A 10,377-nucleotide genomic window follows, 5' to 3' on the forward strand; every position below is an offset into this window, starting at 1 on the left:
CGGTCGGACGGGAGGCGCGGTGCCGGCCCGCACCGCGCCTCCCGTCCGGTGGCCGGCTGCGGACACCCGCAGATCCCGGCCGCCCCGTCGACGTTCCTGGCAGCATCGACGTGTCCGACCCGAAGGAGCAACGATGCGCGTGTTCGTCTACCTCGTGGTGATCGTCGTCGCGACCGCGCTGGCCCTCGGCGCCGGTCTCCTCGTCGCGTTCCAGCTCGGCGGTGCGGCCGACGGACTCGTCCTCGCGTCCGTGTTCACGATCCCGTTCCTCGTGATGGGTCCGGTCCTGGTCGGCTCGTTGGCCGGCTACTGGGACCCGAGGTCGTCGCCCGAGGGGCGGCGGTACCTGCGGTGGTGGTTCCTCGGCGTCGTCGGGATCGACCTGGTCGCCGCCGTGGTCGTCGTCCTGGCGACGGTGTCGGCCCGAGCGCCGGTCTGGGTTCCCGTCGTCCTGATCGGCGGAGCCGCCGTGCTGCTCGCCGTCGCCCGGCCGCTCGGTGACCGCTTCCGCCGCTCGGAGCGGGTGGTCGAGCGGTCCGACGACGACGTCGTGCCGTCGGCGGCCGTCGTCCGACGCGGAGTCCGGGCCATCGCCGTGACGTTCGTCGTGTCGGCGGTCGTCGCGACCATCGGGGCGACGCTCCTCGTGGTGTCGGACGACGGATCCCGTGACGGCGTACTGCGGAGTGTCCTCCTGGCCGGTCAGCTCACCTTCACGGCGACCGCGATCGCGGCCGTGCTCGTCGCGCTCCCCTTCAACCGTGCACTGCGCGACGTCGGCGGGCGCGACATCGGACGGTTGCAACGCTTCGGCAAGGTCGTCCTCCGCGGCAGGTCGATCCCGCTCGACGCGGCGGAGGAGCGTGGCGCGCTGCAGTACGCGCGACTCGTCCCGCTCACGATGCGCTTCCAGCTGGCGTTCACGGGCCTCCTCTACGTCGGGCTCGCGTTCCAGTTCGTGTCGTCCGCGCTCGACGGGCAGCTCGGCGTGCTCCCCGTCGTGTTCCTGGTGGCGATGGTGGCGGTCCTGCTGTGGGCGGTGCCGACGAGCGTCCGACGGATGCGGCGCGCGCGCGACTACGCGGAACGACACGGCGGAGCGCCCTTCCCCACGGCCGACGAGGTCGACCCGCGAGGGCCTAGCTCCGTGACCGCCTGAACCCCTCGTCGAGGAACGCGACCACCCACGCGAAGCTCGCGTCCACGTCCTCCGACAAGCGGAAGCCGCCGCCGGTCTCGAGCGTGGCGAACCCGTGCAGCATGCTCCGGAAGGTCCGGAGCGCGTGCACGAGTTCGGCCTCGGGGAGGTCGTACCCGCGCAGCACCGCGGCGAAGGGGTCCAGCGCCCCGCGGAGCGCCGCGGCCGCAGCATCGGGCGCGTCCGGTGCCGACGCCCGTGGGCCGACCGTCGCGGCGTACCGGCCCGGGTGCGCCCGGACGTAGCTCCGGAAGGCGTGCGCCGCGGCCCCGAGCGCGTCGATCCCGGCCCGTCCCTGCGTCGCCCGACCGACCTCGTCCGCGACCTCGGTGGCCGCGAGCACCGCGATCCGGTCGACCAGGTCGTCGAGGCCACCGACGTGCTTGTACAGCGACGGCGCCCGGACCCCGAGACGCTCGGCGACGGCGCTCATGCTCACCTGCGCGAGTCCGGTCTCGTCGGCCAGGTCGGCGGCGGCCGCGGTGACGACCGCGGGGTCGAGTCCCGCCCTAGGCACCGGTCGTCCCGTCCGCCGTGGCGAGCGTGCGCCCGAGGAAGGGCAGCACGAGTGCGAGCACCGCGTCGGGCGTCTCGGCGTGTGGGTAGTGCCCGGCGCCGTCGATCACGGCGACCTCGCCGAGGCCGTCGGGCAGGTCGGTGACGACGCGCTCCCCCTCGGCCCGGGGGTCCGCCCAGTCCGGGTCGGCAGCGCCCTCGATGACGAGGACGGGCTGTCGGACCTCCGGCAGCCTCGCCCCGGCGTCGGCGGGCGTCGTCTTCGTCATGCCGGTGAGCGCCGCCATCCGCCCCGGACGGGACAGCACGGCCTCGATGTGCGCACGTTCCTCCGCCCAGTCCGCCGGCTTCGTGGGGTACGCGATGTCGAGGTACGCGAGCCACCCGGCGAGGCTGCCCGCGGCCATGACCCTGCCGAGCTGGACGGTGGCGGACCGGTGGCGGCGGTTGCGCAGGAGACCGACGACGTCGACGGACTGCTTCCGGGTGAAGGGCGCGATCTCGACGACGCCGGCGACGAGCTCCGGCGCGGTGGCCGCGGCGATGGTGGCGGCACCGCCGCTGATCGACTGGCCGACGATGACGGCGGGGCCGCCGAGGTGCCGGACCACGGCGACCAGGTCGCCCGCGATGCCGGTCCGGCTGTAGCCGCTCCACTCGGCACTGGAGTCGCCGCAGCCGCGGATGTCGACGTTCGCGACCCGGTACCCGGCGGCGACGAGGGCCGGGACGACGAAGCGGTAGGACCGGCGGCTGTCGCCCATCCCGTGCGCGAGGACGACGAGCGGGCCGTCGCCGGTGAGGTCGTACGCGATGGTGCCGCCGGGGACGGCGAGGTGTTCGGTCATGTCGGGCTCCTTGGCTACGGCGTATAGCCACAAGCTAACACCATTAGCTAACTCTCGTCAACGCTGGTTCGCCAGGTCCATGCCTGGTCCGCTGTCGGGCCGACGCTCGAACCCGTGCCGCTCGTAGAACTCCGCCCGACCTCGCGCCGCGAAGAGCTGCACGTCGTCCACCCCACGCCGCCGCGCCTCGTCCACCAGCCGCGCGAGCACCTGTCCACCGACGCCCGCGCCCCGCGCTCCCTCGGTGACGATCATCTCGGTGACGAAGGCGTGCAGGGCCCCGTCGCTGATGAGCCTGCCCATCCCGACCAGCCGACCGGCGGCGTCACGGGCGGTGCAGACGACCCAGCTCCCGGAGAGCGCCGCCTCGAACCGGTCGACGTCCCGGTCGGCCCATCCCGTCTCGTCGTAGAGCGCCTTGAACTCCGTCGCGGAGGGCGGTGCGAACGAGTACTCCATGACGGAACCGTAGTGCGGGCCCGTGCGTGCGTCAGTGCGCTCCGTGGTCCCCGCGCCCACGCTCATCCACGCCGCCTGCATCCGGGTGCGGGGCATCGCCGCTCCGCCGTCGCACGACGAGCGTGCCGATGCCCTGGACGATGAAGTACCCCGCACATGCGACGAGGACCACCGCCACGAGCACGGAACCACCCGAGACGCCGGCGGCCGCCGTCCTCGCGACCCCGAGCGCCAGGAAGATGCACCCCATCACGATGAGGACCACGGGGTTCTGCGCGACGAAGAACCGCCGGCCGCCGTTCGCCTCGGCCACCGCCCGCGTCCGCGCTTCCGCGACCGCATCGGGAGACCGTCCCGCGCGACGGTCCGCTGCCCGTCGGCGAGCGCGCATCGTCAGCCACACGACGAGGCCGATCACGACGGCCGCCGAGTACGCGATCGGCTCGGTGAGGTGCAGCAGCCCGGAGACGAACAGCACGGCGGCGGCCGTGACCACGCCCGCGACCACCGCGGTCGTCCACATGTCGGTACGACCGTCGACGCCGGTCACGTAGCCGGGTCGTCGCGCGTACGGGTCGTGCCGTGCGTCCTGCTGCGTGTCGTCGGCGTCCTGGTCGATCGGTCGGTTCCCCACCCCGACGAAGCTACGCGTCGCCCCGTGACGTGTCCCGCTCGCACCGCCTCCGGCCGACCTGCTGCGACCGCGGGTACCCGAGACACACCTAGCCGAGCAGCTCGACCCCGTAGCCGACGACCACCGCCCGCAGCTCGTCCAGGTACGTCTGCGCCTGCACGGTCAGCGGCACCGACGTGTGCGCGATCCACCCGATCTCGATCCGCTCGTCGACGTCGAGCGGGATGGCCACGATCTCCGGGTCGAGGTCGTCGCTGATCAGCCCCGTCGAGATCGTGTACCCACCGAGACCGATCATGAGGTTGAAGATCGTCGCCCGGTCCGACACCCGGATCTCGCGCTTGCTCGACATCGTCGACAGGATCTCCTCCGCCAGGTAGAAGGAGTTGTTCGCGCCCTGGTCGAAGGTGAGCCGCGGCAGGTCCGCGAGGTCCTCGAGGGTCGCCCGTTCCCGCGACGCGAGCGGGTTCCGCCGGGCCACGAAGATGTGCGGCTGCGCCACGAACAGCGGGGTGAACACGACGCCGGCGTCCCGCATCAGCTTGCCGAGCACCTGCCGGTTGAAGTCGTTGCGGTAGAGGATGCCGACCTCGCTCCGCAGGGTCCGGACGTCCTCGATGATGTCCCAGGTGCGGGTCTCGCGGAGGGAGAACTCGTACTCGTCGGCGGCCGCTCCCTCGACCATGCGGACGAAGGCCTCGACGGCGAACGAGTAGTGCTGCGCGGACACCCCGAGCAGCCGGCGCGACGCCTGGCGCCCGACGTACCGCTGCTCGAGCAGGGAGACCTGCTCGACGACCTGCCGGGCGTACCCGAGGAACTCGACGCCGTCGACCGTCAGCACGACGCCGCGCGCCGACCGGGTGAAGAGCGGCCGTCCGATCCGCGTCTCGAGGTCCTTCATCGCTGCCGACAGCGTCGGCTGCGAGATGTAGAGCAGGTCCGCCGCCGCGCTGATGGAGCCCTCGGAGGCGACCTCGATGAAGTACCGGAGCTGCTGCAGCGTGATGTCGTTCGAGACGCGAGCCATAGATGCAGACTATGTGTCTGCATAGCGTCTCGGTATTACCTGATGACCCGCGCCTCCCGGCATGATCGGAGGACTCTTCCCACAGTGCCCGCGGGCGCTCGACGTACGGACTGCGGACCATGGCGAACGACATCACCTTCAGCATCAGCAGGACCCGCTTCGACGAGGACTACTCGCCGGCGGAGAGCTCGCGGCTGACCACGAACTTCGCGAACCTGGCCCGCGGCGAGGGCCGCCAGCAGAACCTCCGCAACGCCCTCGCGCTCATCGACGCGCGCTGCAACGACCTGGCCGGGGATCCGGACGGGGACCGCTACCGCGTCGAGCTCGACATCGTGTCGATCACGATGCAGTTCGAGGACGGCGGACGGGTCGAGCGGTTCCCCCTGATCGAGGTGCTCGACGTCACGGTCGTCGACCAGCACACCGGCGAGCGCCACCAGGGCATCCTCGGCAACAACTTCTCGTCGTACCTCCGCGACCACGACTTCGCGGTGCGACTGCCCTCGGCGCCCTCGCTCCCGGCTGACTTCGGGCAGCTGCACGGGCAGCTGTTCCAGCACTTCCTGCGGTCGGACGCCTTCCGGTCGCAGTTCGACGCCGAGCCGGTGGTGTGCATCAGCGTCTCGACGAGCCAGACCTACCGGCAGACGGGCTTCGTCCACCCGGTCCTCGGCGCGGAGTACGAGCACGAGCACGCCTCGCTCACCGACGACTACTTCGGCCGGATGGGCATGCAGGTCCGGTACTTCATGCCGCCGGGTGCGAAGGCACCGCTCGCCTTCTACTCGCGCGGTGACGTCGTCGCCGACTACTCGGACCTGCAGCTGATCGGCACCATCAGCACGATGGAGACGTTCCAGAAGATCTACCGACCGGAGATCTACAACGCGAACGGGGTCGCGCCGAGCGAGTTCCGCCCGACCCTCGAGCACGACGACTGGTCGTCGACCGGCATCGCGTACGACCGCGAGGAACGCAGCCGTCTCGGCGTCACGCAGGGCCGGTGGACCGAGGAGCACCTCGTCGCGCCGCACCGCGACTTCCTCGACCGCTGGCTCGCCGAGCAGACCGCGCAGACCGCGCCCGCCGCACTCACCCACTGACCGACTGGACCTCCACGCACATGAGCACCCTCCTCCCCACCTCGATCGTCGGCAGCCTGCCGAAGCCCTCCTGGCTGGCCGAGCCCGAGAAGCTCTGGTCCCCCTGGCAGCTCGACGGGGCGGCCCTGACCGAGGGCAAGCAGGACGCCCTCCGCTCCGCCGTGCACGAGCAGGAGCGCAACGGGATCGACATCGTCAGCGACGGCGAGCAGACCCGCCAGCACTTCGTCACGACGTTCATCGAGCACCTCGACGGCATCGACCAGGAGCGCAAGGAGACCGTCCGCATCCGTGACCGCTACGACGCAGCCGTCCCCACGGTCGTCGGCGCGGTGAGCCGCCCGGAGTCGGTCTTCGTCGAGGACGCAAGGTTCCTCCGCGCGCAGACCGACCGCCCGATCAAGTGGGCGCTCCCCGGCCCGATGACCATGATCGACACGCTCTCCGACCAGCACTACAAGAGCCGCGAGAAGCTGGCGTGGGAGTTCGCGACGATCCTCAACCAGGAGGCACTCGAGCTCCAGGAGGCCGGCGTCGACGTCATCCAGTTCGACGAGCCCGCGTTCACCGTGTTCCACGACGAGGTGCGGGATTGGGGCGTCGCCGCACTCGAACGTGCCGCCGAGGGCCTGCGCGCCGAGACCGCCGTGCACATCTGCTACGGCTACGGCATCGAGGCGAACAACCGATGGAAGGAGACCCTCGGCGCCGAGTGGCGGCAGTACGAGCAGTCCTTCCCGCTCCTGCAGCAGTCGTCGATCGACATCGTCTCCCTCGAGTGCATCCACTCCCACGTGCCGCTCGAGCTCGTCGAGCTCATCCGCGGCAAGAAGGTCATGCTCGGGGCGATCGACGTCGCCACCGAGCGGGTCGAGACGCCCGAGGAGGTCGCCGAGGTACTGCGGCGAGCGCTCGAGCACGTCGACGCGGACAAGCTCATCCCGAGCACGAACTGCGGCATGGCACCGCTGGCCCGTGGGGCGGCCCTGCAGAAGCTCGGCGCGCTGTCCGCAGGGGCGGACATCGTCCGAGCGGAGCTCGCCAGCGTCGCGGTTCCGGCAGCGCGGTAGCGTCCCGACTCCACAGCACGGCCAGCGTCCGTCAGGTGCGGGATCTCGATCCGGCCGGGAGGCGCGGCTCCCTTTCGACGCGCAGGTCACGGCCGTCAGGACGAAGGCGTTGACTACCCCCATGATCACCAAGAGCAAGATCCACGAGGTCGAGAACGCGACCGTGCGGGATCGCGACGGGGCATCGGTCGGCAAGGTCGCGCAGGTGTTCCCCTCCGCCGAGGACGGCAGCGCCGCCTACGTCAGCGTCGCGACCGGACTGCTCGGGAGCCACCACACGCTCGTCCCGGTCGAGGACGCCACCTTCGACGGCACGGACCTGCACGTCGGGTACACGAAGAGCGCCATCAAGGGAGCGCCCTCCTCGGGAGCCGGACAGACGCTGTCCCCGAGCGAGGCGAACGCTGTCCGCAAGCACTTCGGGCTGTCACCCGCGGGGAACGCGACCGGGGACATGGGCGACCCGCACGAGAACCTCGACCAGGCCGGCACCGGGCCGGCGGGCGCGGACGACACCGAGGGCGCGGGGACGGCGCCGCCGGCGTGACCGGCTCGTCGCCCTCGGCATGGCAGAGTCAGGACGCCGGCGGCCGTCGTGCTCGGCGGAGCGTCCGCCGGAACCCACCGAACGCGGACGCGTGGTTCGGCGTCCGGTGCGTGTTCCGCCACGGGGAGAGCAGGTACGAGGAACGGGTGGTGATCGTCCGCGCCGCTGACTTCGCACTCGCGATCGCCAGAGCGGAGGACGAAGCCGCTCGGTACGCCGTCGACGTGGACGCGGAGTACCTCGGGCTCGCCCAGGCGTTCGCACTCGTCGACGACCCGGGCGACGGCGCCGAGGTGTTCTCGCTCATGCGCGACTCGGACCTCCCCCCTGACGAGTACCTGGACGCGTTCTTCGACACGGGAGACGAGCGGCAGGGTGACGTGGGGGCCGCCGGCAGGCCATCGGAGCCGCCTCGGTAGCCGAGGGGTCACCGGACGACGAAGCCGCTGAGCCGGCCGATCAGCCGAGGGAGCTGCTGTCCGTCACGGTCGCGAAGCTGCCGTCGAGCGCGGCCATGAACGCGGTGTGCACGACCGCGCCCGGCAGGACGGTGTCCCCGTACCGCAGGTCCGGCGCCGTGCAGGCGTCCGACACCACGGTGTTCCGGTACCCGAGCTCGTGCGCGGCCCGGGTGGTCGAGTCGATGCACATGCTGCTCATCATCCCGACGATCACCAGCTCGGTGACGTCGGCGGCGTCGAGGACGCCTTGCAAGCCGGTGTCGATGAAGCTGTTCGGGCGGTGCTTCTCGAGCACCACCTCGCCCTCGGCCGGCTCGACCGACGGATGGAACCCCACCCCCGCCGTCCCGGGTCGGAAGAACGAGGCGTCGGGATCGGTGCTGACGTGGAAGACGTGCACGACGAGCTCACCAGACGCGCGGAAGCCCTCGAGGACCGTGCGCGCCGCACTGGCCGCTGCTTCCGGTTCGACGAGCGGGAACGCTCCGCCCGGGAAGTAGTCACGCTGGATGTCGACGAGGACGAGAGCACGGGTCACCACACGAGTATGGCTGCCACTGGGGCGCGGGTCTCCGGACCGGCACCATCGGGACAGTGCGGACGCTGCGCAACGACCACCGGCGGTGACGACGGGCTGCGACGTCCGGAACCCGCCAGCCGTCGGGTGCCGCCGCCACGAGACTCAGCAGAGTCCGCGATCCGCGCGGCCCCGACCGAGAGCAGCCCGTGCAGCACACCCGCATCGACCCCGCGATCCTCTACTTCGGCACCCCCGTCGTCCTCCTGAGCACGGTCGACGAGGACGGCGTGACCAACACCGCTCCGATGTCGTCGGTGTTCTGGCTCGGACACACCGCCGTGCTCGGCATGGGTGGCAGGTCGCAGACCGCACGGAACCTGCTGGCGACCGGCGAGTGCGTCATCAACCTCCCCTCGGCCACGCTGGTCTCGGCCGTGGACGCCCTCGCCCTCACCACCGGTCGCGATCCCGTCCCGGTCGGCAAGGAGCGCGTCGGGTACCGGCACGTGTCGGACAAGCTCGCGGCAGCCGGACTGCACGGGCTCCCCGGGGACACCGTCCGTGCCGTACGCATCAGTGAGTGCCCGGTGAACCTCGAAGCACACGTCGTCGACGCACCCACCCTGGCCGACCAGGACCCGGGCGATGACGCGACGTTCCTGTTCGAGGCCGCGGTCTCCCGCGTGCACGTGCACGAGGACATCCGCGCCGTGGGGACAGCGGACCGCATCGACCCGGATCGGTGGCGACCGCTCATCATGGCGTTCCAACGCTTCTACGGCCTGGCGGACGAGCTGCGGCCCTCGAAGCTCGCGACGATAGACGAGGAGTGGTACCGGTGAGCCGACCAGGAGTCGGCCAGGACGCGGAACGGCCCGACTCCGTCCTCACGGGGCTGCCAGGCCGGCCGCGATACTGATCGGATGACACCACCACTCGTCCTGGACTTCGCTCACGCCGGCCTCACCGTGAGCGACCTCGACGACGCGCTGGTGCTGTGGTGCTCCGGTCTCGGCTTCACACTGGAACGCACCTTCACGCTCGACGCGCACACCACGGCCGCGACCACCGGTGTCGCCGGAGCATCCATCCGTGCAGCCACGGTCGTGCTCGGAGACCGACGGGTCGAACTGCTGCAGTACGACCCTCCTCGGGCGGCTCGGGCAACGGGCTCTCCCGCGGACACCGGCACGGTGCACATCGCGCTGACCGTCTCGGACCTCGACCGCGTGCTCGACCTCTGCGCAGCACACGGTTGGCGGCCCGTTGGCAGACCCCACGAGATGACCAGCGGCGCTCGGACGGGCACACGCATCATCTACCTCGAGGGTGCGCTCGGCGGCTTCCTCGAACTGATCGCCCCACCGCAACTCCCCTAGGCCCGCCCCGGGCGAGTCGAACGGTGCCCCACCGGGTGCGAGCACCCTCCGAACCAGGGCGGCCGCTCCGGTCCAACCCGGTGACGGACTGGAGGCCGTGCTCACCAGGTGAGCACGGCCTCCAGTCCGTCACGTGGTCCGGTCAGGACCGCTGGCGGCTCCTGCGGTCACCCGTCGTGCGCTTCGGCGCACGGGTCCCCCGACGCCGACGCTGACCGTCTCGCGGACGAAGCGATCGAGCGTCGAGCTCGGTGGGACGACCAAGCAGGCGACACGGACTTCAGGCCGAGCGCGGACGAACCTCCGGACAACTGGCCCGCCTCCCCGCCTCGGTGAAGGAGCCCCTACCGAACTCCCTGGTGTCGGCCCGGTCTCCTGGCTTCCCACGAGGATAGGACCTCGCGCCGTTGGGTGCGACGTCGCGGCGGCGGTTGGAGGGTCGCCCTCCGGGCCGACCGGAGATCACTCGGCGACGCTGTCGAGGTCCCGCAGGTCGTCCTCGGACAGCTCGATTCCGGCCCCTGCGATGTTCTCGTGGAGGTGCTGTGTCGACGAGGTGCCGGGGATGAGGAGAACGTTGGGTGACCGTTGCAGCAGCCACGCGAGCGC

The 10,377-nt window shown here is 71.2% G+C and carries 14 protein-coding genes; 7 read left to right on the forward strand and 7 right to left on the reverse strand.

The window, feature by feature from the left end; genetic code table 11:
- The first annotated feature begins 133 nt into the window (after positions 1-133).
- The gene (locus QUG92_RS15480) at positions 134-1,159 is read left to right on the forward strand and encodes a hypothetical protein (RefSeq protein WP_289459857.1); all 1,026 of its coding nucleotides are present in this window, start codon (positions 134-136) and stop codon (positions 1,157-1,159) included.
- Here the strand turns inward: QUG92_RS15480 and QUG92_RS15485 are convergent.
- The 5 genes from QUG92_RS15485 to QUG92_RS15505 form a co-directional block, all read right to left on the reverse strand.
- Positions 1,140-1,715, reverse strand: coding sequence for a TetR/AcrR family transcriptional regulator (locus tag QUG92_RS15485; RefSeq protein WP_289459858.1), 576 nt, complete (start codon positions 1,713-1,715; stop codon positions 1,140-1,142). The two genes, QUG92_RS15480 and QUG92_RS15485, sit on opposite strands and share 20 nt — an antisense overlap.
- Complete coding sequence (locus QUG92_RS15490; protein ID WP_182046267.1) at positions 1,708-2,562, reverse strand: alpha/beta fold hydrolase; 855 nt, start codon at positions 2,560-2,562, stop codon at positions 1,708-1,710. The genes QUG92_RS15485 and QUG92_RS15490 overlap by 8 nt, the downstream gene beginning before the upstream one ends.
- Positions 2,563-2,619: 57 nt before the next feature.
- Positions 2,620-3,021: a GNAT family N-acetyltransferase gene (locus tag QUG92_RS15495; protein ID WP_182046268.1), complete on the reverse strand. Its 402-nt coding sequence runs from the start codon at positions 3,019-3,021 to the stop codon at positions 2,620-2,622.
- A 31-nt stretch (positions 3,022-3,052) separates the two neighbouring features.
- Positions 3,053-3,655 (reverse strand): hypothetical protein, encoded by a 603-nt coding sequence (locus tag QUG92_RS15500; RefSeq protein WP_289459859.1) that lies wholly within the window; start codon positions 3,653-3,655, stop codon positions 3,053-3,055.
- 88 nt (positions 3,656-3,743) lie between these two features.
- Positions 3,744-4,685: a LysR family transcriptional regulator gene (locus tag QUG92_RS15505; RefSeq protein WP_289459860.1), complete on the reverse strand. Its 942-nt coding sequence runs from the start codon at positions 4,683-4,685 to the stop codon at positions 3,744-3,746.
- A gap of 119 nt (positions 4,686-4,804) precedes the next feature.
- Between QUG92_RS15505 and QUG92_RS15510 the strand changes: the two genes are divergently transcribed.
- The 4 genes from QUG92_RS15510 to QUG92_RS15525 all read left to right on the forward strand — a co-directional run bounded on the left by QUG92_RS15510 (position 4,805) and on the right by QUG92_RS15525 (position 7,827).
- Positions 4,805-5,791: a putative oxygenase MesX gene (locus QUG92_RS15510; RefSeq protein WP_289459861.1), complete on the forward strand. Its 987-nt coding sequence runs from the start codon at positions 4,805-4,807 to the stop codon at positions 5,789-5,791.
- Between the two features lie 20 nt (positions 5,792-5,811).
- Positions 5,812-6,861, forward strand: coding sequence for a methionine synthase (locus tag QUG92_RS15515; protein ID WP_289459862.1), 1,050 nt, complete (start codon positions 5,812-5,814; stop codon positions 6,859-6,861).
- A gap of 121 nt (positions 6,862-6,982) precedes the next feature.
- Positions 6,983-7,408 (forward strand): PRC-barrel domain-containing protein, encoded by a 426-nt coding sequence (locus tag QUG92_RS15520; RefSeq protein ID WP_289459863.1) that lies wholly within the window; start codon positions 6,983-6,985, stop codon positions 7,406-7,408.
- A 146-nt stretch (positions 7,409-7,554) separates the two neighbouring features.
- The gene (locus QUG92_RS15525) at positions 7,555-7,827 is read left to right on the forward strand and encodes a hypothetical protein (protein ID WP_289459864.1); all 273 of its coding nucleotides are present in this window, start codon (positions 7,555-7,557) and stop codon (positions 7,825-7,827) included.
- Between the two features lie 40 nt (positions 7,828-7,867).
- Here the strand turns inward: QUG92_RS15525 and QUG92_RS15530 are convergent, their stop codons facing one another.
- The gene (locus tag QUG92_RS15530) at positions 7,868-8,407 is read right to left on the reverse strand and encodes a cysteine hydrolase family protein (RefSeq protein ID WP_289459865.1); all 540 of its coding nucleotides are present in this window, start codon (positions 8,405-8,407) and stop codon (positions 7,868-7,870) included.
- A 188-nt stretch (positions 8,408-8,595) separates the two neighbouring features.
- Here QUG92_RS15530 and QUG92_RS15535 point away from each other — a divergent pair, with 188 nt between their 5' ends.
- Together QUG92_RS15535 and QUG92_RS15540 are read left to right on the forward strand one after the other, a co-directional pair.
- Positions 8,596-9,231: a flavin reductase family protein gene (locus QUG92_RS15535; protein ID WP_289459866.1), complete on the forward strand. Its 636-nt coding sequence runs from the start codon at positions 8,596-8,598 to the stop codon at positions 9,229-9,231.
- A gap of 81 nt (positions 9,232-9,312) precedes the next feature.
- Entirely contained in the window at positions 9,313-9,768 is a 456-nt protein-coding gene (locus QUG92_RS15540) for a VOC family protein (protein WP_289459867.1), read from the forward strand.
- Between the two features lie 462 nt (positions 9,769-10,230).
- On the opposite strand, the gene QUG92_RS15545 is transcribed toward QUG92_RS15540, so the two are convergent.
- Positions 10,231-10,377 (reverse strand): aldo/keto reductase (locus tag QUG92_RS15545; protein WP_289459870.1); only part of this gene is annotated, 147 nt, incomplete at its 5' end.

Source organism: Curtobacterium citri, from assembly GCF_030362955.1.
In the GTDB taxonomy this organism is placed as follows: domain Bacteria; phylum Actinomycetota; class Actinomycetes; order Actinomycetales; family Microbacteriaceae; genus Curtobacterium; species Curtobacterium citri.

Bases quoted from the DNA above. Each gene is read 5' to 3' on its own strand.
- QUG92_RS15480 (WP_289459857.1), top strand. From the start codon at position 134: ATGCGCGTGTTCGTCTACCTCGTGGTGATCGTCGTCGCGACCGCGCTG.
- QUG92_RS15490 (WP_182046267.1), bottom strand. From the start codon at position 2,562: ATGACCGAACACCTCGCCGTCCCCGGCGGCACCATCGCGTACGACCTC.
- QUG92_RS15495 (WP_182046268.1), bottom strand. From the start codon at position 3,021: ATGGAGTACTCGTTCGCACCGCCCTCCGCGACGGAGTTCAAGGCGCTC.
- QUG92_RS15505 (WP_289459860.1), bottom strand. From the start codon at position 4,685: ATGGCTCGCGTCTCGAACGACATCACGCTGCAGCAGCTCCGGTACTTC.
- QUG92_RS15510 (WP_289459861.1), top strand. From the start codon at position 4,805: ATGGCGAACGACATCACCTTCAGCATCAGCAGGACCCGCTTCGACGAG.
- QUG92_RS15515 (WP_289459862.1), top strand. From the start codon at position 5,812: ATGAGCACCCTCCTCCCCACCTCGATCGTCGGCAGCCTGCCGAAGCCC.
- QUG92_RS15520 (WP_289459863.1), top strand. From the start codon at position 6,983: ATGATCACCAAGAGCAAGATCCACGAGGTCGAGAACGCGACCGTGCGG.
- QUG92_RS15540 (WP_289459867.1), top strand. From the start codon at position 9,313: ATGACACCACCACTCGTCCTGGACTTCGCTCACGCCGGCCTCACCGTG.